Origin of the sequence: Mesorhizobium sp. BH1-1-5 (assembly GCF_020165615.1) — a bacterium.
GTDB lineage: Bacteria > Pseudomonadota > Alphaproteobacteria > Rhizobiales > Rhizobiaceae > Mesorhizobium.
On sequence record NZ_JAIUIM010000010.1, the window covers coordinates 14,194 to 39,431 of the forward strand.

A 25,238-nucleotide genomic window follows, 5' to 3' on the forward strand; every position below is an offset into this window, starting at 1 on the left:
TGAGTAGCCGAAGATGACAATGAGCTTCCGGTTCGCTGTGGCTGCTTTTGCCTTGGCTGCCACCGTGAACGCAAGCTGCGCGCAGGATCGCGCCTGCGGCGGTCGCGATCCTGTCAACTCCATAGCGGAAATGTCGGCCGCCATTTATGCCTGCTGGCAACCGCCGCGCGGTACAACCGGCATGTCGCTGACCTTACGGTTCTCGCTTCGCCGGGACGGGACGCTTTTCGGCAAGCCGCACGCCACCTTCTCCGATTTGGGGCCGGACGACAGGCTGAACAGGGCTTTCGTCGCTTCGGTGCTCGAGGCCCTTGGCAAGGCCCTGCCATTGCCATTTACCGAAAGCATGGGCGGCGCGATCGCAGGTCGCATCCTTTCGCCGCGCTTCACGGCGACGCAGGAACGCAAGTCCTGAGCGCTTCTCAGACCGGGGGGTTGTGCGGCTGGAACAGCCGCCCGCCTTCGGCGACAAGGATCATCAGCAAGGCCGCGACCGAGACGCTGCAGAAGCCCGCGGCCAGCGGTGTCACCGTGCCGTTATAGGCCTGGCCGATCAGCGTGCCGAGGATGCCGCCGAGAAAGGTCTGCATGAAGCCGAGGATGGACGACGCGGTGCCGGCGAGCTCGCCGAGCGGCTCCATGGCAAGCGCGTTGAAATTGGCGCCGAGACAGCCGAACGGCAGCATAGCGCCGGCAAAGAAGGTGATGAACAGCCAGAGCGGCATTTGCATCTCCAGCGAGACGACGAGCCATATCAGGCTGATGGCGAGGAACAGCAGCAGCGCGCTTTGCGACAGGCGGCGCATGCCGACCCGCCCGACAAGCCGAGCGTTGAGGAAGTTCGAGAAGGCGAGCACGCCGGCGACGCCGGCGAAGATCAACGGAAACAGCTCGCCGACATGGAAGACATCGAGATAGATCTGCTGGGCCGAATTGATGAAGCCAAACATGGCGCCGAAGATGAAGGTGCTGGCAAAGGCATAGGAGACCGCGACACGGTTGGTGAGCACGATGCGGAAGCCCCCGACGACCGCATTGACGGTCAGCGGCCGGCGGTATTCCGGATGCAGCGTCTCCGGCAGGCGCAGCAGCGACCATGCCGAAACGATCAGCGCGCCGATGGCCATGGTGACGAAGATCCAGTGCCAGGTGGCGAACAGCATGATGAACTGGCCGATGCCGGGCGCGACGACCGGGATCGCCATGAACACCATGAAGATCAGCGACATCACCTCGGCCATGCGGCGACCTTCGAAGGTATCGCGCACGATGGAGACGGCGATGACGCGGGTCGCGGCGGCCCCGATGCCTTGCACGACACGGCAGGTGAGCAGGATGGCGAAGGTGGGCGCCACAGCGGCGGCGGCAACCGCGGCGACATAGATGATCAGGCCGGCGACCAGCGGCGCGCGGCGGCCGAACCGATCCGAGATCGGCCCGAAGAAGAGCTGCCCGGTGCCGAAGCCAAGAATATAAGCAGTGATGACATATTGCCGGTGGTTTTCGTTTTCGACGCCGAGCGAGGCGCCGATCTGCTGCAGCGCCGGCAGCATGATGTCGATGGCCAAGGAGTTGAGCGCCATCAGCGCCGCGCATAGCGCAATGAATTCCCAGCGCGGAATAGGCAAGCTGCTTGCCCGTTGCGACGCTTCTACCTGCTTGTCCACGGCAAAGTCCGATCTTTCAAACGAACAAGCGCCGGCTGACCGGCGCGCTGGTTCGTCTCATCCCCGAGATGCGGGTTTAAAAAATTGCCGAGGTGGGGGCGACCCCGGGCGATGCTTGCCGGCAGGAGGGTTAGCCTCCGCGCCGGCGAGCGAAAAATTGAATCAGGCCGCGCCTTTGACGCTGACGCCCTTTTCGACCAGGAAGTCCTGCAACTCGCCGGCCTGGAACATTTCGCGCACGATGTCGCAACCGCCGACGAATTCGCCCTTCACATAGAGCTGCGGGATGGTCGGCCAGTTGGAATAGTCCTTGATGCCCTGGCGCAATTCGGCCGAGTCGAGCACGTTCACGCCCTTGTAGTCGGCCCCGATATAATCGAGGATCTGCACCACCTGGCCGGAGAAGCCGCATTGCGGAAAGCCGGGCGTGCCCTTCATGAAGAGCACGACGTCGTTGCTCTTCACTTCATTGTCGATGTAGTCGCTGATGCCGGTCATGGACAATCCTTTCACGCCTGTGGGAGTCAGGCTCGAAGCATGTCCTTCAAATAAACCCATAGGGTGGCTGAAACAAGACGTTAGCCGCGACGCCACTCCAATGGCGCAAGGGATAACGCGATTTTGGGCCAAGGCTAGAACGGCTCACCGTACCAAGGAAACGCCGAACCGCTCTATCTCTTTGTTTTACGCAATTCCGGACGGAAAACCGTTACACACTTTTCCTGGAATTGCTCTGAGTGGCGATAGCGCTCAGTCGGGGACGGCGGTCTGCAGCGCCAGCGCATGCAGCACGCCGCCCATATTGCCCTTCAGCGCGTCATAGACCATCTGGTGCTGCTGGACACGGCTCTTGCCCCGAAAACTCTCGGCCACCACTTCGGCCGCATAATGGTCGCCGTCGCCGGCCAGGTCGCGGATCGTCACCCTGGCGTCCGGAATGCCTTCCTTGATCAGTTTTTCGATGTCGTGGGCATCCATTGCCATGGCAAAATCCTGTTTCAAGCGGGCAGGTGTGTGTGACTCGGGGGAGCCTAAAGCCTTTCCAGCCCGGATTGAAGCCGTTCCGTCGGGTGATGAGGCCTAGGGATTATCCTGGCTCGGATGAACCACGCCATCTTCGGTGATGTCATCGCGCGTCGAATAGGCGCGGCCGAGGCTGAAGACCCGCACGTAGAGCGGGATGTTGATCAACAGGATGACGATCGGAAGATAGCTCGTCATCTGCCATGCGGTTGAGAAGAAGGGCCGGCCGTAACCGTCGCAGGTCAAGGACGAGCCATATTCCCAAACCGCTCCGATCAGTGCGGCGACGGCGAAGAGCTTGATGCAGGTCGCGATATGCCTTGCTCGCGCCGGCTCAGGAGAAAGCCTGCTCCAGAGCACGAGGCAGGCGATCGGAACCGCGTAGATCAGGTTCTGTATGACGAGCATCGGCAGCGTGCCGTTGGCCGCGGCAAGGAATTGCGCGCGGGTTTCCAGCAGCGGACAGACCTCGCTCGAGGTCGTCGACAGCAGGAACAGGACGAACGGCCCGAGAAACCAGAAGAAGAACAGGGACGGCCAGAAGACGACTGCGATCAGCGCCTTCGAGGTTAAATCATGTCGCATAAAAAAGGATTTATGCGACATGATTTAAGTCTTTTGTCGTAAGCATGTCTTTTCCCGAAACAGCAGCACACTTTCGGGAGACATGCTTCTAGCCTGGTCAACTGGCCTGATCCATGAAGCGTGGGAACCAGCCCTCATGGGCGGCGGTCAAGTCGCTCACCGCAATCGCGCGCGCTTCGCCGAGCTTCAGTGTCTGGCCGCCCGTCGTGCCGATCCAGGGCGCGAAGATGCCGAGCATGCCCTGTTCCTCGCGGATCCTGTCCCATTCGCCGCTTTGCGGGTCGATCGACAGCGTCAGCAGATAACGGCCCTGATCCTCGCCGAACCAGACCGGGATCTGGTCGGTTCCGCTGAGCCCGGGAATGGTGGCGCCGATGCCGGAGGCCATCGCCATTTCGGCGAGTGCCACGGCAAGGCCGCCGTCGGAGACGTCATGCGCGGCCGTCACGATGCCGGACGCGATGAGCGCGCGCACATGGTCGCCGACGCGCTTCTCATGGTCGAGGTCGACCGGCGGCGGCGGACCGTCGGCGCGGCCATGGATGTCGCGCATATAGACGGACTGGCCGAGATGGCTGCCCCAGCTCGGCGGCGCGCCGACCAGCACGATCATCTGGCCTTCGGCGGCAAAGCCGATGCGCGCCATCTTCGACCAGTCGGCGATGAGGCCGACGCCGCCGATGGTCGGCGTCGGCAGGATACCGCGCCCATTGGTCTCGTTGTAGAGCGACACATTGCCGGAGACGATCGGGAAGCCGAGCGCGCGGCAGGCATCGCCGATGCCCTTAACGGCGCCGACGAACTGGCCCATGATCTCGGGCCGCTCCGGATTGCCGAAATTGAGGTTGTCGGTAGCGGCGAGCGGCAAGGCGCCGGTGGCGGTGAGGTTGCGCCAGCATTCGGCCACGGCCTGCTTGCCGCCCTCGTAAGGGTCGGCCTCGCAGTAGCGCGGCGTGACGTCGGAGGAGAAGGCGAGCGCCTTGGTCGGATGGCCTTCGACGCGCACGACGCCGGCATCGCCGCCCGGAAGCTGCAGCGAATTGCCCTGGATCAGCGTGTCGTACTGCTCCCACACCCAGCGGCGCGAGGAGAGGTCCGGACCGCCGAGCATCTTGAGCAACGCGTTGGCGACATCGGCCTTCGGCGCATCGTTCGCGGCAAGCGGCGCCGGCTTCTTGGCCTCGACCCAGGGGCGGTCATATTCCGGCGCCTGGTCGCCCAGCTCCTTGATCGGCAAGTTGGCGACCTCGTCACCCTGATGGATGACGCGGAAACGAAGATCGTCGGTGGTCTTGCCGACGATGGCGAAGTCGAGCCCCCATTTGCGGAAGATCGCCTCGGCTTCCTCTTCCTTCTCGGGGCGCAGCACCATCAGCATGCGCTCCTGGCTTTCCGACAGCATCATCTCATAGGCGCTCATGCGCTCCTCGCGCACCGGCACCTTGTCGAGGTCGAGCTCGATGCCGAGGTCGCCCTTGGCGCCCATCTCGACGGCCGAGCAGGTGAGGCCGGCGGCGCCCATGTCCTGGATGGCGATGACCGCGCCCGACGCCATCAGCTCGAGGCAGGCTTCCAGCAGGCATTTTTCGGTGAAGGGGTCGCCGACCTGCACGGTCGGGCGCTTCTCCTCGATCTTGTCGTCGAATTCGGCCGAGGCCATAGTGGCGCCGCCGACGCCGTCGCGCCCGGTCTTGGCGCCGAGATAGACGACCGGCAGGCCGACGCCCTTGGCTTCCGACAGGAAGATGGCATCGGTCTTGGCAAGGCCCGCCGCAAAGGCGTTGACCAGGATGTTGCCGTTGTAGCGGGCGTCGAAATTGACTTCGCCGCCCACCGTCGGCACGCCGAAAGCGTTGCCATAGCCGCCGACGCCGGAAACCACGCCGGCCACGAGATGCCGGGTCTTGGGATGGTCCGGCGCGCCGAAGCGCAGCGCGTTCATCGCCGCAACCGGCCTGGCGCCCATGGTGAAGACGTCGCGCAGGATGCCGCCGACCCCGGTCGCCGCGCCCTGATAGGGCTCGATATAGGAGGGGTGGTTGTGGCTCTCCATCTTGAAGACGACGCAGTCGCCGTCGCCGATGTCGACCACGCCGGCATTCTCGCCTGGACCCTGGATGACCTGCGGGCCGCTGGTCGGCAGCGTGCGCAGCCATTTCTTGGAGGACTTGTAGGAGCAGTGCTCGTTCCACATCGCCGAGAAGATGCCGAGCTCGGTGAAGCTGGGCTCGCGGCCGACCAGACCGAGGATGCGCTGGTATTCGTCGGGCTTCAGCCCATGCGCGGCAACAAGCTCGGGGGTGATCGGCACGGAATTGGAAATGGTCATGAGCGGCGATTTTTGTCCGTGGGAGAGGGGAGTTTCTTTGAGTCTCCTCTTATCGCAAGCTTTGGCGCGATACATCCCCACCGGATGACGAAAACGCCGGAAAACGGCCTCTGTCAGTGATGCTTGAGGTCTGGGGCTTGCCGACTTGATCAGGAAAAACTGTCGTAGCCGGCACGGCCTTCGTCGAGCAGGCGGCGGATGACGGCGACGCCGCCGGCGACATCCTTGCTTTGCCGCGGCTGCGACACGCCAAAGCGCACGCCGTGAAAGACCTGCTCGGAACGGCCGGCCTTGAACTCGTCCTCATCGTCGATGAGCACGCCTTGCGCCAGACAGGCGTTCTTGAAGGTGCCGGACAGCCACGGGTCCGGCAAGCTCAGCCAGAGGAAGGGCACGTTGTCCCTTGCCTTGATGTCGAATCCCGCCAGCACGTCGCGCACTATGGCGAGGCGCGCCTGGATTTCGGCAATGCAGCGTTTACGGATCTCGTCCGCCTGGCCCGACATCACCAGCCTCGTGCCGACTTCGGCGAGAAGGAAAGGCAGGCCACCGGTCATCATCTTATGCGCGACACGGATGCGATGGCGATAGGCCGGCGGGCAGGAGAGCCAGCCGCCACGCACGCCGGCGGCGACCGATTTGGACAGGCCGCCGGCGACGATCGTGCGCTCCGGCGCATATTTGGCCAGCAGCGGCGTCGGATCGTCGGTGAGTTCGCCATAGAGATCGTCCTCGATCAGCGCGACATTGTATTCGCGTGCGATCCGCGCGATCGCCTGCCGCCGCTCCGCCGACAACGTCACCAGCGTCGGGTTCTTCGCGGTCGGCATCAGGAACATCACCTTTGGATGTTTCTGCGCGCAGACGCGCTCGAAATCATCCGGGTCGATGCCATCTTCGTCGGTCGAAACCAGCGCCGTGCGGCGGCCGATCAGCCCGGCGCTGCGCGCGATCTGCGAATAGGTGAGATGCTCGAAGACCACGTAGTCGCCGGGCATGGTCAGCGCCGCGATCGCGGCCATGACAGCGGCGTGGGTGCCCAGCGTCGGAACTATCGAATCGGGTGAGGGGCGGAAGGAGTTGCGCGCCAGCCAGCGGCTGCCGGCCTCGTACCAGCGTTCGGGGAAATCACGCGTGTAGCTCGAAATGTCGTGCGGGTGTTCCTGCGCCGTGCGCGACAGCATGTCGGCAATCACCGCGCCCTGGCCGACATCGGGCGCGGCAGTGCTGTCGAAACGCAGCTTGCCGCTCGGCGCGTCGATGAAGCGCGTGCCTTGCAAGCCTGGCTCGACTTCGGGTTTCGGGGTTTCGGCGTGCTGGCCGAGCACATAGGTGCCGCGACCGACCTCGCCGCTCACCAGACCGCGTTCGCGCAGCAGCTGATAGGCCCTGCCGATGGTGCCGACGGTCGTGCCGATGTCATAGGCGAGGTCGCGCTGCGGCGGCAGCTTTGCACCGGCATCGATGACGCCCTTGTCGATATCTGACTCAATGCTGTCAGCAAGACGCTGATAGAGCGGACCGGAGCCGGAAGAGAGGTCAGGGAGCCAATTTGTCATGGTGACAATTTTCTATATTGCACCGCATAATGAGTCAATCCATACCGAGCCCGCGATTGATAAGGTACAATCGAGACAAGGCAGAACGACAATGGATACAATCGACACAATCCGCTGCGCCGGCCCGGCGTTCCGCACGCAAACCGATCTCCAGAGCCGCCCCGGCTTCGTCGGTCGCCTAGTATTTGTGCTTCGTTCCGTCGCCAAGCAAATCGATCATATGCTGGAGCGCCGGCGCGGCCGCCTTGCGCTGCTGGAGATGACGGACGATCAGTTGAAGGATATCGGCATCTCGCGCTGCGATGCCCATCGCGAAGGCATCCGGGCGTTCTGGGAGTGATGGTCTATCTTCGGGTTGCGGGTTTTCCCCGTAGCCGGCCGATGCCGTGATCGAGAAGCACCGCGAGCACGCTCAATCCGATGAACAGCGCGGTGATGGCCAAGGCCGAAACGGCGACGCTGGCCGCGCCGTTCTTGGCGACGTCAAGGAACGGGTAGGGCACTTCGCCGGCGAATGGCGCGCGTATCAGCGCGTAGGCGAGATAGGCGAGTGGATAGATCATCCACCAGGGGATATCGCTCCAAGTTCGCCGGCCGTCGGCCCCCGCCACAAGCCACCACAGCACGAACAGCACTGGCGTCACATAATGCAGGAGAATGTCGCAGAGCAGGAAAAGGCCCTGCGGCTGCCAGAGCCGCGCCAGCACCGTGGCATAGACGATGAACCCCAGCGAAATCGCGACGCCCACGCCGGTCCGCGCGCGGGGTCCGGCAAAAGCCGGAAACCATGCATAGCCGGCGGGCGACAGCAGGGAAACGTGGACGAGCACGGCGCCGATATTGGTCAATATGGTGAAGAAGCTGAAATAGAAGACGATTGAGCCGAGCAGGCTGCGGCCGGCTTCCATCGACGCCGGAATGGTTATGCAAAACTGCAGGACAAGCCCGGCCAGGCCAGCGATGACACCTGCGATCTGCAGCAGGCGGCCCATCGTTTTTACGCCGCCGCGGCGCAGGACGGATTGCCGGCCTGCCAGCGGGCGATGTCGGAGCCGATGCGCGCGCCGAGCGGCTCGTTCATCAGCGGCCCGAAGACGTCGACGCGGCTGGAATTGCCTTGCGCCTGCACGACCAGCAGCGGCTTGCCGCCATAATGCTTGGCGGGCACCAGCAGGAAGCGCGGCGTGCCGCTGTAGGAATTGAGCTCATTGGCCATCTGGTAGGCCTTGAAGGCTGGATCCTTGCTGGCGATCCAGCATTTGTGCGCGGCGATGGCGACCTGTTCCATGGCCAGCAGCGAGGCGCTCTTGCCTGAGGGGACCGGCGTCGTCTTGGGGCTGGACTGGCAGGAAGCCAAGGCGAGCCCGGCGGCGGCCAGGAGAGCAAGGCGAGCAATCGTCAGTCTCATGGTCAGTCCGCCCCCGCGTTCTGGGAAGTTTTTAAAGGATCAAGCGGCGATGCCGAGCGCGCTCTCGAACAGCGCCCGTCCGTCATTGCCACCATGTGCCGCCTCGATCAGGTTCTCGGGATGCGGCATCAGGCCGAGCACGTTGCCCTTGTCGTTGACGATGCCGGCGATGTCGTTGATCGAGCCGTTGGGATTGGTGCCATCCGCATAGCGGAAAACCACCTGGCCTTCGCCTTCGAGGCGGGCAAGCGTGTCGGCATCGGCGAAATAATTGCCGTCATGATGCGCGACCGGCGAGCGGATGACCTGGCCCGGCTGGTAGCCGCGCGTGAACATGGTGTTGGCATTGGCGATCTGGAGCTTCACCTGCCGGCAGACGAACTTCAGCGAGGCATTGCGCATCAAGGCGCCGGGCAGCAGCCCAGCCTCGACCAGGATCTGGAAGCCGTTGCAGACGCCGATGACGGTGACGCCCTTGGCGGCCTTTTCGGCGACCGCCCGCATCACCGGCATGCGCGCCGCGATCGCGCCGCAGCGCAGATAGTCGCCGAAGGAGAAGCCGCCGGGGATGGCGATCAGGTCGACATCGGGGATTTCCGTGTCGGTCTGCCAGAGGGTCGCCGGCGCCTGGCCGGAAATCTTGGTCAGCGCCGCGATCATGTCGCGGTCGCGGTTGAGGCCAGGCAGGAGGACGACGGCTGATTTCATTTTGGTTCGAAAGGCCTCTGATTTTCGGCAAGTTCCCGCAAGTCGAGGCGGCGCTCTATGCGTTCGAGTCGCTCATCCTGACGGCCAAGAATACCATAGATGTTATGGATATCACTCTGCGTGGCCACCATGTGACCTCGCATAACGTTCAACTCACGCTTGGCTTCGGACACATCCTGGCGAAGTTCGCCGATTTCGTGATGGACCCGCTTCAGCAGCTCGAACATCAATTCGTTCGTGGCTTCCGGCATTGTGCCTCCGCTACAACCTCAGGTTATAGCAACACTATAATTCTCAATCACCGTGTTCGCCAGAAGCTTGTCGCACATGGCCTTTAGATCGGTTTCGGCCTTGGCCTTGTCGGTTCCGGCGAGCTCGATGTCGAACACCTTGCCCTGGCGCACCTGGCCGACGCCGTCGAAGCCCAGCCCGGAGAGCGCATGCTCGATCGCCTTGCCCTGCGGGTCGAGAACGCCGTTCTTGAGGGTCACGGTGATACGGGCTTTCATCGATACTCCTGGGCAGGCGGTCGTTTGGGAAAAGGGCCTGCCATTGCCCGGCAGGCCCGTCAGTAACTAGTGCTTCAGGCCCTTGGGCGCTTCGGAAGAGGCGACGAGCACCGGACCCGTCGGACGTGGCGGCTCGTTCTCGTTGATGATGCCGAGACGGCGGGCAACTTCCTGATACGCCTCGACCAGGCCGCCCATGTCGCGGCGGAAACGGTCCTTGTCGAGCTTGTCCTGGGTGGCGACATCCCACAGCCGGCAGGAATCGGGCGAGATCTCGTCGGCGACGACGATGCGCATCATGTCGCCCTCGAACAGGCGGCCGCACTCGATCTTGAAGTCGACGAGCTGGATGCCGACGCCAAGGAACAGGCCGGAGAGGAAGTCGTTGATGCGGATGGCCAAAGCCATGATGTCGTCGATTTCCTGCGGGCTCGCCCAGCCGAAGGCGGTGATGTGCTCTTCCGACACCATCGGATCGTCGAGCGCGTCGGCCTTGTAATAGAACTCGATGATCGAGCGCGGCAGCACCGTGCCTTCCTCGATGCCGAGTCGCTTGGACAGCGAGCCGGCGGCGACGTTGCGCACGACGACCTCGAGCGGGATGATCTCGACTTCCTTGATCAGCTGCTCGCGCATGTTGAGCCGGCGGATGAAGTGGGTCGGGATGCCCATGCGGTTCAAATGGTTGAAGATATGCTCGGAAATGCGATTGTTGAGCACGCCCTTGCCATCGACCACTTCGTGTTTCTTCTTGTTGAAGGCGGTGGCATCGTCCTTGAAGAACTGGATCAGCGTTCCCGGCTCAGGTCCTTCATAGAGGATCTTGGCCTTGCCTTCGTAAATGCGGCGGCGATTTTTCATATGGATTTTTCTCTGGATCTGCGGGCAGGCGGCAAGTGACCAGTTCCTGTCCGTCTGCCTAAATTAGTATGGCGACGGCGGCGTTCAATGCCGGTGTTATCGCAATCGCCTTGTTTGCTCAATCGCCAAATCCCGCGAATCAACCGCTTTCGGAACCGAAATGCCGCAGCGCAGCATGCGACGAAGCATATTGACCGGCCTGCGGCCTTTTGGTTTGTGCTTGCCCATCACACATATTCATCGCCAAGCGAATCGGATTGATCGGAGGGACGCCATGAGCAGCATGAAAGACCGCGAAGAGGGTTTTGAGCGCAAATTCGCCTTCGACGAGGAACTTCGCTTCAAGGCCTCGGCGCGCCGCAACAAGGCGCTTGGGCTCTGGGCCGCCGAGAAGCTCGGCAAGTCCGGCGCCGATGCCGAAGCCTATGCCAAGGAAGTGGTGATCTCCGATATCGAGGAAGCGGGCGACCATGATGTCTTCCGCAAGATCCGCAAGGATTTCGATGCCGCCGGCGTCAACCAGTCCGACCATCAGATCCGCCGCACCATGGACGAGCTGATGGCGCAGGCGATCGAGCAGATCAAGAACACCTGAGGCTGTGCGGGTATGATGTCACCCGAAACCGCTTCACCCTTTTTCGGCATCGGGCCCTATCTCTTTGCCTTTACGCAATTCCGGACGGAAGGTTACGGCGAAGTCGCCGAACCTAAACGTTTCACACTTTTCCTGGAATTGCCCTGACTGGACCAATCGACCGCCCGGTAAAACCGGGCGGTTTTTCTTTGCCTTAGCGCCGTTTTCGACCGAAACTGCGGATTGTTAACAAGGAAAGTTCCGATGTCGCTCAAGTCCCGCCTGGCCGCCGACGAAACGCTGTTCACCGCCTGGTCGGGCGTGCCGGACGCGCTGACGGTCGAGATCATCGCCAAGCAGGGTTTCGACGCGGTCACCCTCGACATGCAGCATGGCGGCCACCACGAGGACAGCGTGCTGCGCGGCCTGGTGCCGGTGCTGGCCGCCAACAAGCCGGCGCTGGTGCGCATTCCGGTCGGACGCTTCGACATGGCGAGCCGCGCGCTCGATTTCGGCGCCGAGGCGGTGATCGCGCCGATGGTGAACTCCGTGGCCGATGCAAGGCAGTTCGCCGCCGCGATGAAATATCCGCCGCTGGGCGAGCGCTCCTGGGGGCCGACCTATGCCTTCCCACGCCACGGCAAGGGCGACCATGCCGAATGGCTGCGCGATACGAACCAGCGCACCATGGCTTTCGCCATGGTCGAGACGCGGGCGGCCCTCGAGGCGCTCGATGGCATTCTCGATACGCCCGGCATCGACGGCATCTTCGTCGGCCCGTCGGATTTCTCGATCGCCTGGTCGAACGGCGCCACCGTCAGCTCGACGCTGGAAAGCATGATGGAGACGGTCGCGTCGATCGCCGAGCGGACGCGCAAGGCCGGCAAGCATGCCGCGATCTATGTCATCGAACCGGCGATAGCCGGGCGCGTCGTGTCAATGGGCTTCCGGCTGCTCGCCATGGGCTCCGACCACACGCTGATCTCGCTCGGGGCGAAGACGCTGCTGAAGAGCATGCGCGATTCGATCGGTTCTTAAGGCGTTTTGATATTCAGGTGAGGCCGGCCTGCAAATGCCGGCTTCCCGCGCTTCCGGTGCTCACGTACTTGAAGTACGCTCCGCTCCGGTTCTCTGAAGCCACCATTTTCGGCTCGGCCTGACCTGAATCTCAACACACCTTGGTCGTCTTAGGGTTCTTTCAACTCCGTCAGGAATTTGGCGAAAGTCATCGAACCCTCAGGCCACGGGCCGAAACCGGCGTCGTGGTTGAGGTGGCCTGCCTCGCCTGCGTCGATGAACAGCGATCCCCAGGCGGCGGCAATGTCCTCGGCGACCTCGAAGGCGCAGAACGGATCGTTGCGGCTGGCAATGACGATCGACGGGAAAGGCAGCGGATCGCGCGAATAAGGGCCAAAGGTCATCAGATGACGCGGCCTCAGCTCAGGATTGGCGACATCCGGTGGCGCCACGAAAAAGGCGCCGGCGACCGGCTTCTTGAATTGCGGGATGGCCTGAACCGCCGCCGCGACGCCAAGCGAGTGCGCGACGAGCACCACCGGCCGCTCGGCCTCGTTGACGGCGTTCGCCACGCTCGCCGTCCAGTCATCGCGCACGGGCTTGGTCCATTCCGCCTGCTCGACCCGGCGCGCCGTCGACAGCTTCGACTGCCAGCGGGTCTGCCAGTGCTCGGGGCCGGAATTGGTGTAGCCTGGCACGATCAGAATATCTGCGTCTTTGACTTTCATGGCGTCGATGTAGCGAGCGGCCTTCTCGCCTGCAACCCTGCTCGCAAATCGATCGATATCGCAATTGTGAACAACTTGTTCGATTCTTGCTGTCTTGTGTGAACGATCGCAATCGACAATCTGAGGAGGACAACAGCCGGCGGCTGGAATATCCCATGCCGGGAAGCTGCCGAGACGGAGAGATTGATGAGCGAACTGCCTTTTGCCGCGACCACCCCGGTCAGCGTTTCGCGCCTCGGGCTGAAGGCGCGCGACGCCGAGAGCCTGGCGGCCTATTACCGCGCCGTTGTCGGCCTGCAGGAACTGAGCCGCGCCGATGGCGCGATCACGCTTGGCGCCGCCAATCGCCCGCTGCTGGTGCTCGAGCCGGATTCTTCGGCCAAGCCGGACGATCCACGCAGCGCCGGACTTTTCCACACCGCTTTCCTCCTGCCGTCGCGCGCCGACCTCGGCCGCTGGATCAGCCACGCCGCCGCCAACCGCATCGGCATCGAGGGCGCCTCCGACCACCTGGTCAGCGAGGCGCTTTACCTGACCGACCCGGAAGGCAATGGCATCGAGATCTATGCCGACCGCCGTCCCCAGGACTGGAAATGGAACGGCGACAAGATCGCCATGGCGACCGAGCGCCTGAACCTGCCGGCGGTGGTGGGCACCGTGCCCGCGGGCGATGCCGGCTGGCAGGGCGCGCCGGAAAACACCGTCGTCGGCCATGTGCATCTGCGCGTCGGCCGGCCGGAAGATGCGGAGGCCTGGTGGCATGACCAGTTCGGCTTCGACACCGTCGCCAAATATGGCAGCCAGGCAGTGTTCCTGTCATCGGGCCATTACCACCATCATATCGGCGCCAATGCCTGGCAGAGCGCCGGCGCCGGCCACCGCGATCCGTCCCGCTCAGGCCTCGCCTGGGTCGAGATGCGCTCGGACAATGTGAAGGCGGAGACGAGCCGCGAGGATCCCTGGGGTACGGTGATCAGGACCGTACCTGGGAAGGCGTGAACGACGGCTGCGTCAAGCTGGAGCACCCCCCTCATCCGTCTCGGCGCTGCGCGCCGATCCACCTTCTCCCACAAGAAGGGGAGAAGTGAAGATTGCGCCGGCGCCGCTGCCAATCGCAAACGCTGGTGATTGACTGAGGCGTGAGCGCCAGATTTCCTCTTCTCCCCTTGTGGGAGAAGGTGGCTTGTCGTGAAACGACAAGACGGATGAGGGGTGTTCCAGCTTGGCGCTAGCGGGCAACTCTTATCCGACGTCAAGCCTCTCCGAACACCCGCTTGAAGATCGTGTCGACATGCTTGGTGTGGTAACCGAGGTCGAATTTCTCGCGGATATCAACTTCCGATAGCGCGGCCGTCACCTCCTTGTCGGCGAGCAGTTCCTCTAGGAAATCGGCGCCGTGCTCCCAGACCTTCATGGCGTTGCGCTGCACCAGGCGGTAGGAGTCCTCGCGTGACAGGCCGGCCTGGGTCAGCGCCAGGAGCACGCGCTGCGAATGCACCAGCCCGCGGAACTTGTTGAGGTTCTTCTCCATGTTCTCGGGGTAGACGAGCAGCTTGTCGACGACGCCGGTGAGGCGCGCCAGCGCGAAGTCGAGCGTCACCGTAGCGTCGGGTCCGATCATGCGTTCGACCGAGGAATGCGAGATATCGCGCTCATGCCAGAGCGCCACGTCCTCCATCGCGGGCAGCGCCATCGAGCGCACCATGCGGGCAAGGCCGGTGAGATTCTCGGTCAGCACCGGATTGCGCTTGTGCGGCATCGCCGACGAGCCCTTCTGGCCCGGCGAGAAATACTCTTCCGCTTCCAGCACCTCGGTGCGCTGCAGATGGCGGATTTCGACGGCGAGGCGCTCGACCGACGAAGCGATCACGCCAAGCGTCGCAAAGAACATGGCGTGGCGGTCGCGCGGGATCACCTGGGTCGACACCGGCTCCGGCTTCAGCCCGAGTTTTGTCGCAACATGCTCTTCGACGTAGGGCTCGATGTTGGCGAAGGTGCCGACGGCGCCTGAAATAGCGCAGGTGGCGATGTCTTCGCGCGCGTGCACCAGCCGCTCGCGGCAGCGCGAGAATTCGGCATAGGCCTGCGCCAGCTTGACGCCGAAGGTGGTCGGCTCGGCATGGATGCCGTGGCTGCGGCCGATGGTGACGGTGTCCTTGTGCTCGAAGGCGCGGCGCTTGAGTGCGGCAAGCAGGGCGTCGATGTCGGCAAGCAGGATGTCGCTGGCGCGCGTCAGCTGCACGGCAAGGCAGGTGTCGAGCACGTCCGACGAGGTCATGCCCTGGTGGATGAAGCGGGCATCGGGTCCGACGAATTCGGCGAGATGGGTGAGGAAAGCGATGACGTCATGCTTGGTGACGCGCTCGATCTCGTCGATCTTGGCGACGTCGAATTTGGCCGCGCCGCCTTTTTCCCAGATCGTCCTTGCCGCTTCCTTGGGGATGACGCCCAGTTCCGCCAGCGCATCGCAGGCATGCGCCTCGATCTCGAACCAGATGCGGAAGCGGGTTTCGGGCGACCAGATGGCGACCATTTCCGGCCGGGAATAGCGAGGGATCATCCGTTTTTAAGTCCTGCTTGGGAGAGGCATCGGCCGCGTCCTAACAGAGGCGAGCCCAATGCTCAACGCCGCTGCCGTGCAAACCAGATGCTGACCCCGACAAGTGCCGCAAAACCCAGCGGAAAATAGAGCCGCACGCCGAGCACGACGAACTGGTAGAGCGCGGTCACCATGGTGAACGCGAATTCGAACGCCCAGGTCAGCGTGAGCGCCGGCGCATGCCACTCGGCGTAATAGGAGCGATATTGCAGCGCGAAGAGGCCGCCGGTGAAGGCGAGTGTCGTCGTCAGAAGCGACACGAATGCCGCGGCCAAGGCTGTTTCCCAATTGCGGTCCCGAGAAACCAGCCTGGCCAGCGTCAGCCCGACCGGGAAGGCGAGCAGGCCTCCAAGGCCGTAAAGCAGCGCAACGAAACGGATCCTGTCGGGCGTCTCCCAGACGGCCAGCAGAAGATTTGCCAGCGCGCTGCCACTCATGGCGCCGCCCCAGAGCAAAGTTCCGACAACGACCTCGTTTGCCGTCGGAACGGCGGCACGCAACCGGTCCGTGATACCGCGGCGCAAGGGAACTTGCTGCAGCGGCATCATGGGCGGCGAGCGGTATCGCGCGCCGGGTGACCGGGCAGGCCGGGCGTCATCGGCATGACATCTGTCTCATGGACGTCATGCCTATCACGCCATGGTGAACGAGACGTGCCGTGCGATGCATCCAATCCGGCGTTCATTTGTTATTGTCGGCCGTCTCGCATCCGAAAGGGCAAATCGCCATCCAGCGGAGGACCAGCATGAGCACCGACATCGGCAAGATACGCGGACATATGGAAGTGATCGGCGCCGACGGCGTCCATATCGGCACCGTCGACAAGGTCGAAGGTGACCGAATCAAGCTGACCAGGGCCGATAGCGGCATGGGCTCGCATAAGGGCCATCACCACTATATTTCGCTCGCCCTGGTCGCGGAGATCGACGGGCAGAAGGTATGGCTCTCCGCGAATTCCGACGTCGCGGTCACCTTCGAGGAAGAAAAGTCCGATCCGACCTGATCAGCGTCGAGCCAATCAGCGCGACGACCAGACGGGGAACAGATCGCCGTCCGCGGGTGTCGCGGCATGGACGCCGCGGCTGATGGCACGCGCCATGGTCGCGCCGGCCGCCGCGAACAAGTCGATAGCCGCATCGGCGCCGAGTTCTATTCCGCTCCTGCCCGTCGCCAGCGCGAACACCAGATCGCCGTCGGCCGGGGTATGCGTCGGCCAGATGGAGCGGGCGAAGCCGTCATGCGCCGAAATCGCCAGCCGCTTGGCCGCGGCCTTGGTCAGGACGGCGTCCGTGGCGATGACGGCGATGGTGGTACTGCCGGCCTCCGCATGTCCGCCGACGCGCCTGTCTCGGTATTTCAGCAATATCTTCCTGGCGTCGTCAGGCATGGGGTCTGGATAACCCAGGCCGCCGAATTCGTCGCCGATCTCGAAGGACGCCGCCCAGAAATGGCGGCTACGGCCTACAGTCACCGAGCCTGTCGGGTTGACGGCGGCGAGCGCGCCAACGGTGACGCCGCTGTCGAGCACCGTCGAAGCCGAACCCAGGCCGCCTTTCAACCCGGAGGTCAGCGCGCCGGTGCCGGCGCCAGCCGTACCGATGGCGAAATCGACGGTTGCCGCCTGCGCGGCCGCATAGCCAAGCTCGCGGTAGGGCGGATAACGGCCCCAATCCTTGTCGCCGCCATTGCGCAAGTCGAACAGGATCGCGGCCGGCACGATCGGCACGCGGAAGCCGCCGACCTCGACGCCGATATCTTTCTCGCGCAGCGCCGCCTGCACGCCGGAGGCAGCGTCGAGCCCGAAGGCGGAGCCGCCGGACAGGACGACGGCATGGATCGTCGCGATCGAATTCTGCGGCTCGAGCAGGTCGGTCTCGCGCGTGCCCGGCGCGCCGCCCAGCACTTGGAAGCCGGCCACGGCAGGCTCATCGCACAGCACCACCGTGACGCCGGATTTCAGCCTGGCGTCGGCGGCATTGCCGACGCTGAGGCCGGCAACGTCGGTGATCAGATTGCGCGGCCCCGTGCGGAACATCACTTGTCCTCCAGCGGTACGAAATGCGTGCCGTCGAAGCGGAAGACGCGGAACGGGTTCTGGCTCAGATCTCCCTTGTCGTCGAAGCGGATGGTGCCGATCGCGGTGGTGAAATCATGGCCGGTCAGCGCCTGGCCAAGCGGCTGACCGGAGCTTTCGGCGCCGGCCAGCGCGGCTTTGGCGATTTCGACCGCGGCATAGGCCGGAAGCGTATAGCCGTCCGGCGCGATGTTCTTCGCGGCGAAAGCCTGCATCACCTTGGGATCGGCGACCTCCGACCATTCCGGTGGGGCGATCATCAGCGTGCCGCCGGCGTAGGGCACATCGCCCGGCGGTGTGCGCAAGTTTTCGCCGCCGGCAAAGGTGATGCCGGCGTCGAGCTGGGCGGCGTCGCGGCCCATGATGGCGATGTCGTCGCCGTCGCCGCCGGCGAACACTTTTGTCGCGCCGGCCTTCTTCAGCCGGCCGATCAACCCGATCTGGTTGTCGAGCTGCGGCCGGAACGTGTCGACGAAGACGGGTTTCAGCGCCGCCTGCTCGGCCGCGGCGCGCAAGGTCTCGGCCATCTCGCGGCCATAGATGGTGCCGTCGTCGACGATGGCGAACAGGTCGTCGCGCCAGAGCTGCGTGAGCTTGGCGGCGACCGCATTGCGCTCATCGTCGCCGCGCGGGCCGAGCCGGTAGACCGGCCAGCCGGTCTTGGCGCGCCGGTCGGTCAGGCTTTCGGTGCGCACGCCGACCGTGATCACCGGAATGTTGGCGTCCTTCAGGATCGGCAGCGCGGCCTCGATCGTCTCGGTGCAGAGAAAGCCCACCACCACATTGACCTTGGCGTCGACGAATTCCTTTGCCGCGGCTGCGCCGCCATCGGCGGTGCAGGCATCGTCAACGGCTTTCACCGTGACGCCGTTTGCCTCCGCTGCCAGGCTTGCGCCGGTCTCAATCTGGTTGCCGAGAACAGCCGACGGACCGGAAAGCGGCGCGGCAACGCCGACCAGCACCTCGGCGTCGGCGCCCGCGGCCAGCGACAGCCAGAGCAGCACGGCTGATGTCGTCGTGAGAAGACGCATTCGGGCTAAGAGATCCTCCATGCCGGGAATACAGTCCCGACACTATTCCAAGAAATGCCTAAAGGCTGGCTAAGCGCCGCGCAACACGCGAATTTGCGGATTGCAGTCAAGCACTTCGCCCGTGCTATGCAACTTGTGGCGTGCAATATGCCGCCATATATAACGAACTGGTTCCGACAGGTGGATTATCGGGTGCTGAAGATCAACGATATCGGGCCGCAGCACTATCGCGATGCGATGGCGCATTTTGCCGGCCATGTGCATGTGGTGACGACGGACGGGCCTGGCGGCAAGCGCGGCGCGACGGTGATCGCCGCCTGTTCGGTCTCTGACACGCCGCCGACGGTGCTGGTCTGCCTCAATCGTGAGAACGCCAAGAACGAGGCCTTCATCAAGAACGGCAAGTTCGCCTTGAACACGCTGGCTTCGGACCAGGAAGCCGTCTCCGTCGGCTTTTCCGGTGTCACCGGCCTGCCGGCGGAGGAGCGCTTCGCGCTGGCCGAATGGGACGTGATCTCGACCGGCGCGCCGACGCTGAAGGGCGCGCTCGCCGTGTTCGACTGCGAGATCATCGACGCCAAGGACCTCGCCACCCACCGTGTGCTTTTTGGCAAGGTGACAGGCCTGCGCATCGGCGATAATTTGCGGCCGCTGATCTACCACAACCGCGGCTATCATTTTCTTTGAAACGGGCATTTTCTTTGAAAAGGGCGGGCGGGATCCTCGGAGACAAGATGATCGCGCCGCGTCCCGCGCCGAACTCGATCGACGAAACGCTCGATCTTCTCACCGGCGCGGACTATGTCGCGGACCGTTCGCTGGCGACCGTGCTGTTCCTTTCGCTGCGCATGAAGCGGTCCTTGTTCCTCGAGGGCGAAGCCGGCGTCGGCAAGACCGAGATCGCCAAGGTGCTGGCCGACGCGCTCGGCCGCCGGCTGATCCGCCTGCAATGCTATGAGGGGCTCGACGTCTCCTCGGCGGTCTACGAGTGGAATTACGCCGCGCAGATGATCGAGATTCGCATGGAGGAGGCGGCCGGCAAGGTCGTGCGCTCCGACATGGAGCGCAACGTGTTCTCCGAAAAATACCTGATCCGCCGTCCGGTGCTCGATGCGCTGACCGGCAAGGCAGGTGCGGCGCCGGTGTTCCTGATCGACGAGCTCGACCGCGCCGATGAGGCTTTCGAGGCCTTCCTGCTCGAGATTCTCTCCGACTTCCAGGTTACGGTTCCCGAGCTTGGCACGATCAAGGCGGAAGAGCCGCCGATCGTCATCATCACCACGAACCGCACGCGCGAGATTCACGACGCGCTGAAGCGTCGCTGCCTCTATCACTGGGTCGACTACCCGAATGCCGAGCGCGAGCTGGAGATCGTGCGCCGCAAGGTGCCGCAGGCGAACCGCCGGCTGTCGGCGGAGGTCGTGTCCTTCATCCAGAAGCTGCGCCAGGTCGAGCTGTTCAAGGCGCCCGGCGTCGCCGAAACCATCGATTGGGCCGGCGCGCTGACAGAACTCGACAAGGTGGCGCTCGATCCGGAGACCGTGTCGGACACGATCGGCGTGCTTTTGAAATACCAGGACGATATCGCCCGTATCGGCGAAGGCGAGGGCCGGCGCATCCTCAATGAGGTGAAGGCCGAGCTTTCGGCGGCGGAGTAGGCGCGGTGCCATCGCCGCGTCCGGAACCCAAAGAAGCACTCGCCGATGGGCGCATCGCCGACAACATCGTCTATTTCGCGCGGGCGCTGCGCAAGGCCGGCATGCGCGTCGGCCCGGCCTCGGTGAAGGACGCCATCGAGGCGGTGCTTGCCGCCGGTATCGGCTCGCGCGACGATTTCTACTGGACGCTGCATGCAGTGCTGGTGTCGCGGCACGAGGACCATCCGGTCTTCGACGAGGCCTTCCGCCTGTTCTGGAAATCGCACGAGCTGATCGAGAAGCTGCTGGCGATGTTTTCGCCAGTCGCGCCGGACAACGCTGAGAAGCAGAAGCCGCGCGCGGCCGAGAACCGCGTCAGCCAGGCGATGTTCGAAGGCCACCAGAAAAACCAGCCGGTGCGCGAAGTGCCGGAGATCGAGGTCGACGCGCGCCTCACCTTTTCCGGGAACGAGGTGCTGCGGGGCAAGGATTTCGCCCAGATGGATGCGGCGGAGATGGCCGAAGCCAAAAAGGCGATTGCGGCCTTGCGCCTGCCGTTCGATGTCATCCGCACGCGGAGCTTCAAGGCGGACGCGCAGGGGCGCCGAATCGATCCGCGCGCCATGATGCGCTCGGCCGCGCGCACCGGCGGCGAGCTTATCCTGCCGAAGTTCCGTTCGCCGCGCGAAGTACATCCGCCGCTGGTGGTGCTGGCCGATATTTCCGGCTCGATGAGCCAATACACGCGCATCTTCCTGCATTTCCTGCATGCGTTGACGGAAAAGCGCCGGCGCGTGCATGCCTTTGTCTTCGGCACGCGGCTGACCAACCTGACCCGCCAGATGCGCCATCGCGATCCAGACGAGGCGCTGGCCGAATGCTCGGCGGCGGTGAAGGACTGGTCGGGCGGCACCCGTATCGGTGACACGCTCGCCGAGTTCAACCGGTTGTGGTCGCGGCGGGTGCTGGGGCAGGGCGCGGTGGTGCTGCTCATCACCGACGGGCTGGAACGCGACGACGTCACCGGCCTATCGGAGGAGATCGAGCGGCTGCACAAATCCTGCCGGCGGCTGATCTGGCTCAATCCGCTCTTGCGTTTCGACGGCTTCGAGGCGCGTGCCCGTGGCGTCAAGGCGATGCTGCCCTATGTCGACGAGTTCCGGGCGGTGCATAATCTCGATGCGCTGGCCGATCTTTGCGCCTCGCTCGACCAGCGGCCGGCGGCTTCCGTCGATCCGCGCCGCTGGCTGCGAACTGGCGACAGGCGGGCGGCGTAGCCATATGTTCCTTGGGAATCTTTTCTCGGGAAAAACAGACTTTGTGAGAAGCGACGATGGATGAGAGCATTTATCTCGATGAGGCCCGCGATCCCCTGATCATCGCGGAAGGCTGGATGAAGGACGGCAAGGATGTCGCCATCGCGACCGTGGTCGAGACCTGGGGTTCGGCGCCGCGTCCGGTCGGCAGCCATCTGGTCATCGACGCCGAGGGGAATTTCCATGGCTCGGTCTCCGGCGGCTGTGTCGAGGGCGCCGTGGTGACCGAGGCGATCGACGTCATCGACAGCGGCAAGGCGAAGATGCTGGAGTTCGGCGTCGCCGACGAGACCGCCTGGCAGGTGGGGCTGTCCTGCGGCGGCCGCATCAAGGTCTATGTCGAGCGGCTGGGCTGACCGCCGTGGATCCGTATGTCCTGAAGACACTCAACGAAGAACGCCGCGCCCGCCGCGCCGCGGTGCTGGTCACCGATCTCGGCGACGGTCGCGACCGCATCGTGCGTGAGGGCGACCATGTCGCCGGCGATCTCGGAGCGGCCATCGCCAATGCGTTCCGGACCGGCAATTCGAGGTCGGTGGATGCTGAAGGGCGGAGCTTCTTTCTCAACGCGCATCTGCCGCGCCCGCGCCTGGTGGTGATCGGCGCGGTGCATATCAGCCAGGCGCTGGCGCCGATGGCCAGGATCGCCGGCTATCCCGTCGAGATCATCGATCCGCGCACCGCCTTCGCCACCCCGGAGCGCTTTCCCGACGTCGCGCTGCATGCCGAATGGCCGGAGGATGTGCTGAAGCGCGCGCCGCTCGACAGCTATACCGCGCTTGCGGCCGTCACCCACGATCCGAAGATCGACGATTTCGCGCTGAAGGCGGCGCTTGATGCCCGATGCTTCTATGTCGGGGCGCTCGGCAGCCGCAAGACCCACGCCAAGCGCGTCGAACGCCTGCTGGCGCTGGGCGCTGGCGCCGACCAGATTGCCCGTATCCACGCGCCGATCGGCCTCGACATCGGTGCGGCAAGTCCGGCCGAGATCGCTGTTGCCGTGCTTGCGCAGGCGATCCACGCCTTCCGCTCGCGCGGTCTCGAAGCAAAAGGCGCCGTGGCGTGAAATTCGGACCGGTTCCGATCGACGAGGCGGAAGGCGCGGTGCTGGCGCATGCGACCACCGCCGGTGAAAAACGGTTCCGCAAGGCGCACCGGCTGAGCGGCGAGGATGTCGCGGCACTCAAGGCGGCGGGCGTCAGTGAAGTTGTCGCGGCGGTGCTTGCCGAGGGCGATCTCGGCGAGGATGCCGCCGCCGCGAAGATCGCCGCCGCCATGAGCCACCGCAACATCGAGGTCAAGCCGGCCGCGACCGGGCGGGTGAATTTGCATGCGGAAGCCTCGGGCGTCTTTACCGTCGACGCCGGTATGATCGACGCCATAAACGCCGTCGATCCGGCCATCACCATCGCGACGCTGGCGCAGCACGCCCCGGTCGAGAAAGGCCAGATGGTGGCGACGGTGAAGATCATCCCCTTTGCCGTTGCCGCAAACCTGGTGGACAGCGTGGTGAGGGTCTGCGCCGGCCGCGAGATCTTTGCCGTCAACGCCTATCGCCCCATCACTGTCGGCGTCATCCAGACGGTGCTTCCGGGCGTCAAGCCGAGCGTGCTCGACAAGACGCTGCGGGTCACCGAGGCGCGGCTGGCGCGTTCCGGCGGCCGGCTGACGGCCGAACGGCGCACGCCGCACGAGATTGCGCCCGTCGCGGCGGCCGCGACCCAGCTGGCGCGCGACAACGACATGGTGGTGATTTTTGGGGCATCGGCGATGAGCGACTTTGCCGACGTCGTGCCGGCCGCGATCGAGCGCGCGGGCGGTACCGTCGTTCGCGCGGGCATGCCGGTCGATCCCGGCAATCTGCTGGTGCTCGGAACGCTCGACGGCAAGCGCGTCGTCGGCGCCCCGGGATGCGCGCGCAGCCCGAAGGAGAATGGCTTCGACTGGGTGCTCGATCGCCTGATTGCCGGGCTCGAGGTGACGGCGGGCGATATTGCCGGCATGGGTGTCGGCGGGCTTCTGATGGAAATCCCGACCAGGCCGCAGCCGCGCGAGCCGGCGTCGCAGCCGGCAAGGTCGGCGCTGAAGGTCGATATCGTGCTTCTGGCCGCCGGCTGTTCGAGCCGCATGGGCGGGCCGAACAAGCTTCTGGCGCTGTTCGACGGCGAGCCGCTGGTTCGCCGCACCGCGGGGCGGGCGCTGGGCTCGAAGGCAGCCAACACCATCGTCGTCACCGGCCATCAGCGCGAGCGCGTGCGTTCCGCGCTTGGCGGCCTTGAGGTGGAACTCGCCGACAATCCCGACTTCGCCGATGGCCTGGCTTCGTCCTTGAAGGCGGGCATTGCGAAGGTCGCGCCCGACGCGGCCGGCGCCATGATCGTGCTCGGCGACATGCCCGGCGTTTCGTCGAAGGACCTCGACAGCCTGATCGATGCGTTCCGCCGCGCCGGCGGCCAAGCCGTGGTGCGCGCCTCGCACCAGGGCAAGCGCGGCAATCCGGTGCTGTTGCCGCGACCGCTTTTCGCGGCGGTTGCGCAACTCGAAGGCGATACCGGCGCGCGGCATCTGGTCGAAGCCGAGGGTCTCGACGTCATCGATGTCGAGATCGGGCAGGGCGCCTCGATCGATGTCGACACGCGCGAGGCGCTGGAAGGGGCGGGCGGCGTTCTGCAGGATTGACAAAGCAGAGCCGAATTTCGCATGGCTCTCGGTATGTCTTTCCGTTTCCAACGTCTCTTTGCCTTGATCGCCGTGACGGCGCTTTCTCTTTCGGCCGCCGAGGGGCAGACGCTTTCGCTGAAGTCGTTCAAGGACGACCTCTTCGCTTACCCGGCGACACTGTCGACCGGCGACAATGGCGCCTACACCGTGCTGGACTATCGCGAGATGCGCGACATCAACCAGCGCGACGAGGTGCCGGAAAAGCGCGTGCGTGCGCAATATACCGATCCCGGCGTGCGCAAGGTGCAGCAGGACCTGATGCTGAAGACGGACGCCGGCGATGTCAGGCATGTCGCGGTCGGCAGGATTGAAGGCGCTTCCATCATCGTGCTCTACCTGCACGGGCAGGGCGGCAGCCGAAAGCAAGGTGTCGACGACTTCACCTTCGGCGGCAATTTCAACCGCATCAAGAACCTGATGGCCGCCAACAACGGGCTCTATCTTTCGCCGGATTTCCCCGATTTCGGCGACAAGGGCGCGGCGCAGGTCGCGGCGCTCATCGGTCACTATGCCGAGACATCGCCCGGCGCGAAAATCTTCGTGGCCTGCGGCTCGATGGGCGGGATGATCTGCTGGAAGCTCGCAGCGCGCAAGGATACGGGCGGCCGCATCAACGGCTTGCTGCTGCTCGGCTCGCTGTGGGACGACAGCTTCCTGACCAGCCCCGCCTTCAAACGCCGCGTGCCGGTGTTCTTCGGCCAGGGAAGCCATGACGTGGTCTTCCCGGTGGAAAAGCAGGAAGCCTTCTTCCGCTCGATCCTCGCCAGGAAGTCTTATCCGACACGCTTCGTACGCTTCGAGACCGGAACGCATGGCACGCCGATCCGCATGGTCGATTGGCGCGGCACGCTGAACTGGATGCTGACGAAGGCGCCCTGATCCGTCTGCCGAG

The 25,238-nt window shown here is 64.2% G+C and carries 30 protein-coding genes; 13 read left to right on the top strand and 17 right to left on the bottom strand.

All coding sequences use genetic code 11. The features are described from left to right. Positions 1–19: 19 nt before the first annotated feature. Entirely contained in the window at positions 20–415 is a 396-nt protein-coding gene (locus LB572_RS14945) for a TonB C-terminal domain-containing protein (protein ID WP_224668247.1), read from the top strand. A 7-nt stretch (positions 416–422) separates the two neighbouring features. Here LB572_RS14945 and LB572_RS14950 read toward each other — a convergent pair whose 3' ends face one another. The 6 genes from LB572_RS14950 to LB572_RS14975 form a co-directional block, all read right to left on the bottom strand. Further along, a complete protein-coding gene (locus LB572_RS14950) occupies positions 423–1,667 on the bottom strand; it encodes a multidrug effflux MFS transporter (protein WP_140806144.1) in 1,245 nt (414 codons plus the stop codon). Positions 1,668–1,829: 162 nt separating this feature from the next. Beyond that, a complete protein-coding gene (grxD, locus tag LB572_RS14955; protein ID WP_040981263.1) occupies positions 1,830–2,165 on the bottom strand; it encodes a Grx4 family monothiol glutaredoxin in 336 nt (111 codons plus the stop codon). A gap of 252 nt (positions 2,166–2,417) precedes the next feature. Continuing rightward, positions 2,418–2,651, bottom strand: a complete 234-nt coding sequence (locus LB572_RS14960; protein ID WP_140806145.1) for a BolA/IbaG family iron-sulfur metabolism protein — start codon at positions 2,649–2,651, stop codon at positions 2,418–2,420. 96 nt (positions 2,652–2,747) lie between these two features. After that, a complete protein-coding gene (locus LB572_RS14965) occupies positions 2,748–3,275 on the bottom strand; it encodes a hypothetical protein (protein ID WP_224668248.1) in 528 nt (175 codons plus the stop codon). A 97-nt stretch (positions 3,276–3,372) separates the two neighbouring features. Further along, positions 3,373–5,604: a phosphoribosylformylglycinamidine synthase subunit PurL gene (gene purL / locus LB572_RS14970; protein ID WP_224668249.1), complete on the bottom strand. Its 2,232-nt coding sequence runs from the start codon at positions 5,602–5,604 to the stop codon at positions 3,373–3,375. 149 nt (positions 5,605–5,753) lie between these two features. Then, positions 5,754–7,163, bottom strand: a complete 1,410-nt coding sequence (locus tag LB572_RS14975; protein ID WP_224668250.1) for a PLP-dependent aminotransferase family protein — start codon at positions 7,161–7,163, stop codon at positions 5,754–5,756. Between LB572_RS14975 and LB572_RS14980 the strand changes: the two genes are divergently transcribed. Further along, positions 7,162–7,503: a DUF1127 domain-containing protein gene (locus tag LB572_RS14980; RefSeq protein WP_412033563.1), complete on the top strand. Its 342-nt coding sequence runs from the start codon at positions 7,162–7,164 to the stop codon at positions 7,501–7,503. The two genes, LB572_RS14975 and LB572_RS14980, sit on opposite strands and share 2 nt — an antisense overlap. A 4-nt stretch (positions 7,504–7,507) precedes the next feature. Here LB572_RS14980 and LB572_RS14985 read toward each other — a convergent pair whose 3' ends face one another. From LB572_RS14985 to purC, 6 genes are all read right to left on the bottom strand, one after another. Next, positions 7,508–8,155 (bottom strand): Pr6Pr family membrane protein, encoded by a 648-nt coding sequence (locus LB572_RS14985; protein WP_224668251.1) that lies wholly within the window; start codon positions 8,153–8,155, stop codon positions 7,508–7,510. A 5-nt stretch (positions 8,156–8,160) separates the two neighbouring features. After that, a complete protein-coding gene (locus LB572_RS14990) occupies positions 8,161–8,571 on the bottom strand; it encodes a hypothetical protein (protein WP_140806154.1) in 411 nt (136 codons plus the stop codon). Between the two features lie 39 nt (positions 8,572–8,610). Then, a complete protein-coding gene (gene purQ, locus LB572_RS14995; protein ID WP_224668252.1) occupies positions 8,611–9,279 on the bottom strand; it encodes a phosphoribosylformylglycinamidine synthase subunit PurQ in 669 nt (222 codons plus the stop codon). Beyond that, complete coding sequence (locus tag LB572_RS15000; RefSeq protein WP_140806157.1) at positions 9,276–9,530, bottom strand: hypothetical protein; 255 nt, start codon at positions 9,528–9,530, stop codon at positions 9,276–9,278. The genes purQ and LB572_RS15000 overlap by 4 nt, the downstream gene beginning before the upstream one ends. Positions 9,531–9,548: 18 nt before the next feature. Next, complete coding sequence (purS, locus tag LB572_RS15005; protein ID WP_140806158.1) at positions 9,549–9,788, bottom strand: phosphoribosylformylglycinamidine synthase subunit PurS; 240 nt, start codon at positions 9,786–9,788, stop codon at positions 9,549–9,551. Between the two features lie 66 nt (positions 9,789–9,854). Next, positions 9,855–10,649 carry a phosphoribosylaminoimidazolesuccinocarboxamide synthase gene (gene purC, locus LB572_RS15010; RefSeq protein WP_140806160.1) on the bottom strand — a complete coding sequence of 265 codons (795 nt, stop codon included), beginning with the start codon at positions 10,647–10,649 and terminating at the stop codon, positions 9,855–9,857. A gap of 274 nt (positions 10,650–10,923) precedes the next feature. Here purC and LB572_RS15015 point away from each other — a divergent pair, with 274 nt between their 5' ends. Together LB572_RS15015 and LB572_RS15020 are read left to right on the top strand one after the other, a co-directional pair. Continuing rightward, positions 10,924–11,244 carry a DUF1476 domain-containing protein gene (locus LB572_RS15015; protein ID WP_224668253.1) on the top strand — a complete coding sequence of 107 codons (321 nt, stop codon included), beginning with the start codon at positions 10,924–10,926 and terminating at the stop codon, positions 11,242–11,244. Positions 11,245–11,487: 243 nt separating this feature from the next. Further along, positions 11,488–12,261: an HpcH/HpaI aldolase family protein gene (locus LB572_RS15020; protein WP_040981238.1), complete on the top strand. Its 774-nt coding sequence runs from the start codon at positions 11,488–11,490 to the stop codon at positions 12,259–12,261. A gap of 149 nt (positions 12,262–12,410) precedes the next feature. Here LB572_RS15020 and LB572_RS15025 read toward each other — a convergent pair whose 3' ends face one another. Next, complete coding sequence (locus LB572_RS15025) at positions 12,411–12,968, bottom strand: RBBP9/YdeN family alpha/beta hydrolase (RefSeq protein ID WP_140806164.1); 558 nt, start codon at positions 12,966–12,968, stop codon at positions 12,411–12,413. Between the two features lie 186 nt (positions 12,969–13,154). Here LB572_RS15025 and LB572_RS15030 point away from each other — a divergent pair, with 186 nt between their 5' ends. Further along, positions 13,155–13,967 (top strand): VOC family protein, encoded by an 813-nt coding sequence (locus LB572_RS15030; protein ID WP_140806166.1) that lies wholly within the window; start codon positions 13,155–13,157, stop codon positions 13,965–13,967. Between the two features lie 253 nt (positions 13,968–14,220). Here the strand turns inward: LB572_RS15030 and purB are convergent, their stop codons facing one another. Together purB and LB572_RS15040 are read right to left on the bottom strand one after the other, a co-directional pair. Beyond that, positions 14,221–15,528 carry an adenylosuccinate lyase gene (purB, locus tag LB572_RS15035; protein WP_224668254.1) on the bottom strand — a complete coding sequence of 436 codons (1,308 nt, stop codon included), beginning with the start codon at positions 15,526–15,528 and terminating at the stop codon, positions 14,221–14,223. A 62-nt stretch (positions 15,529–15,590) separates the two neighbouring features. Further along, positions 15,591–16,004 (bottom strand): hypothetical protein, encoded by a 414-nt coding sequence (locus tag LB572_RS15040; protein ID WP_224668255.1) that lies wholly within the window; start codon positions 16,002–16,004, stop codon positions 15,591–15,593. A 308-nt stretch (positions 16,005–16,312) separates the two neighbouring features. On the opposite strand from LB572_RS15040, the gene LB572_RS15045 reads away from it, so the two are divergent. Next, a complete protein-coding gene (locus tag LB572_RS15045; protein ID WP_224668256.1) occupies positions 16,313–16,570 on the top strand; it encodes a DUF2171 domain-containing protein in 258 nt (85 codons plus the stop codon). 15 nt (positions 16,571–16,585) lie between these two features. On the opposite strand, the gene LB572_RS15050 is transcribed toward LB572_RS15045, so the two are convergent. Further along, positions 16,586–17,602, bottom strand: coding sequence for a P1 family peptidase (locus LB572_RS15050; RefSeq protein WP_224668257.1), 1,017 nt, complete (start codon positions 17,600–17,602; stop codon positions 16,586–16,588). Beyond that, complete coding sequence (locus tag LB572_RS15055; RefSeq protein WP_224668258.1) at positions 17,602–18,672, bottom strand: branched-chain amino acid ABC transporter substrate-binding protein; 1,071 nt, start codon at positions 18,670–18,672, stop codon at positions 17,602–17,604. Before LB572_RS15055 ends, LB572_RS15050 begins: the two co-directional genes overlap by 1 nt. Positions 18,673–18,864: 192 nt before the next feature. Here LB572_RS15055 and LB572_RS15060 point away from each other — a divergent pair, with 192 nt between their 5' ends. The 7 genes from LB572_RS15060 to LB572_RS15090 are packed head-to-tail and all read left to right on the top strand — an operon-like array spanning position 18,865 to position 25,225. Further along, a complete protein-coding gene (locus tag LB572_RS15060; protein ID WP_140806185.1) occupies positions 18,865–19,359 on the top strand; it encodes a flavin reductase in 495 nt (164 codons plus the stop codon). A 47-nt stretch (positions 19,360–19,406) separates the two neighbouring features. Next, positions 19,407–20,330 carry an AAA family ATPase gene (locus LB572_RS15065; RefSeq protein WP_224668259.1) on the top strand — a complete coding sequence of 308 codons (924 nt, stop codon included), beginning with the start codon at positions 19,407–19,409 and terminating at the stop codon, positions 20,328–20,330. Positions 20,331–20,335: 5 nt separating this feature from the next. Continuing rightward, positions 20,336–21,586: a vWA domain-containing protein gene (locus LB572_RS15070; protein WP_224668260.1), complete on the top strand. Its 1,251-nt coding sequence runs from the start codon at positions 20,336–20,338 to the stop codon at positions 21,584–21,586. Positions 21,587–21,642: 56 nt separating this feature from the next. Continuing rightward, entirely contained in the window at positions 21,643–21,981 is a 339-nt protein-coding gene (locus LB572_RS15075; protein ID WP_040981220.1) for an XdhC family protein, read from the top strand. 5 nt (positions 21,982–21,986) lie between these two features. Beyond that, positions 21,987–22,691 carry an XdhC family protein gene (locus LB572_RS15080; RefSeq protein ID WP_140806202.1) on the top strand — a complete coding sequence of 235 codons (705 nt, stop codon included), beginning with the start codon at positions 21,987–21,989 and terminating at the stop codon, positions 22,689–22,691. Next, a complete protein-coding gene (locus LB572_RS15085; protein WP_224668261.1) occupies positions 22,688–24,304 on the top strand; it encodes an NTP transferase domain-containing protein in 1,617 nt (538 codons plus the stop codon). The genes LB572_RS15080 and LB572_RS15085 overlap by 4 nt, the downstream gene beginning before the upstream one ends. A 33-nt stretch (positions 24,305–24,337) precedes the next feature. Next, positions 24,338–25,225: an alpha/beta hydrolase gene (locus LB572_RS15090; RefSeq protein WP_224668262.1), complete on the top strand. Its 888-nt coding sequence runs from the start codon at positions 24,338–24,340 to the stop codon at positions 25,223–25,225. Positions 25,226–25,238 lie beyond the last annotated feature (13 nt).

Excerpts from the sequence above, each read along its gene's own strand:
- LB572_RS14945 (WP_224668247.1), top strand. The coding sequence starts at position 20 with ATGAGCTTCCGGTTCGCTGTGGCTGCTTTTGCCTTGGCTGCCACCGTG.
- grxD (WP_040981263.1), bottom strand. The coding sequence starts at position 2,165 with ATGACCGGCATCAGCGACTACATCGACAATGAAGTGAAGAGCAACGAC.
- LB572_RS14960 (WP_140806145.1), bottom strand. The coding sequence starts at position 2,651 with ATGGCAATGGATGCCCACGACATCGAAAAACTGATCAAGGAAGGCATT.
- LB572_RS14965 (WP_224668248.1), bottom strand. The coding sequence starts at position 3,275 with ATGCGACATGATTTAACCTCGAAGGCGCTGATCGCAGTCGTCTTCTGG.
- purL (WP_224668249.1), bottom strand. The coding sequence starts at position 5,604 with ATGACCATTTCCAATTCCGTGCCGATCACCCCCGAGCTTGTTGCCGCG.
- LB572_RS14980 (WP_412033563.1), top strand. The coding sequence starts at position 7,162 with ATGGTGACAATTTTCTATATTGCACCGCATAATGAGTCAATCCATACC.
- LB572_RS14975 (WP_224668250.1), bottom strand. The coding sequence starts at position 7,163 with ATGACAAATTGGCTCCCTGACCTCTCTTCCGGCTCCGGTCCGCTCTAT.
- LB572_RS14985 (WP_224668251.1), bottom strand. The coding sequence starts at position 8,155 with ATGGGCCGCCTGCTGCAGATCGCAGGTGTCATCGCTGGCCTGGCCGGG.
- LB572_RS14990 (WP_140806154.1), bottom strand. The coding sequence starts at position 8,571 with ATGAGACTGACGATTGCTCGCCTTGCTCTCCTGGCCGCCGCCGGGCTC.
- purQ (WP_224668252.1), bottom strand. The coding sequence starts at position 9,279 with ATGAAATCAGCCGTCGTCCTCCTGCCTGGCCTCAACCGCGACCGCGAC.
- LB572_RS15000 (WP_140806157.1), bottom strand. The coding sequence starts at position 9,530 with ATGCCGGAAGCCACGAACGAATTGATGTTCGAGCTGCTGAAGCGGGTC.
- purS (WP_140806158.1), bottom strand. The coding sequence starts at position 9,788 with ATGAAAGCCCGTATCACCGTGACCCTCAAGAACGGCGTTCTCGACCCG.
- purC (WP_140806160.1), bottom strand. The coding sequence starts at position 10,649 with ATGAAAAATCGCCGCCGCATTTACGAAGGCAAGGCCAAGATCCTCTAT.
- LB572_RS15015 (WP_224668253.1), top strand. The coding sequence starts at position 10,924 with ATGAGCAGCATGAAAGACCGCGAAGAGGGTTTTGAGCGCAAATTCGCC.
- LB572_RS15020 (WP_040981238.1), top strand. The coding sequence starts at position 11,488 with ATGTCGCTCAAGTCCCGCCTGGCCGCCGACGAAACGCTGTTCACCGCC.
- LB572_RS15025 (WP_140806164.1), bottom strand. The coding sequence starts at position 12,968 with ATGAAAGTCAAAGACGCAGATATTCTGATCGTGCCAGGCTACACCAAT.
- LB572_RS15030 (WP_140806166.1), top strand. The coding sequence starts at position 13,155 with ATGAGCGAACTGCCTTTTGCCGCGACCACCCCGGTCAGCGTTTCGCGC.
- purB (WP_224668254.1), bottom strand. The coding sequence starts at position 15,528 with ATGATCCCTCGCTATTCCCGGCCGGAAATGGTCGCCATCTGGTCGCCC.
- LB572_RS15040 (WP_224668255.1), bottom strand. The coding sequence starts at position 16,004 with ATGAGTGGCAGCGCGCTGGCAAATCTTCTGCTGGCCGTCTGGGAGACG.
- LB572_RS15045 (WP_224668256.1), top strand. The coding sequence starts at position 16,313 with ATGAGCACCGACATCGGCAAGATACGCGGACATATGGAAGTGATCGGC.
- LB572_RS15050 (WP_224668257.1), bottom strand. The coding sequence starts at position 17,602 with ATGTTCCGCACGGGGCCGCGCAATCTGATCACCGACGTTGCCGGCCTC.
- LB572_RS15055 (WP_224668258.1), bottom strand. The coding sequence starts at position 18,672 with ATGCGTCTTCTCACGACGACATCAGCCGTGCTGCTCTGGCTGTCGCTG.
- LB572_RS15065 (WP_224668259.1), top strand. The coding sequence starts at position 19,407 with ATGATCGCGCCGCGTCCCGCGCCGAACTCGATCGACGAAACGCTCGAT.
- LB572_RS15075 (WP_040981220.1), top strand. The coding sequence starts at position 21,643 with ATGGATGAGAGCATTTATCTCGATGAGGCCCGCGATCCCCTGATCATC.
- LB572_RS15090 (WP_224668262.1), top strand. The coding sequence starts at position 24,338 with ATGTCTTTCCGTTTCCAACGTCTCTTTGCCTTGATCGCCGTGACGGCG.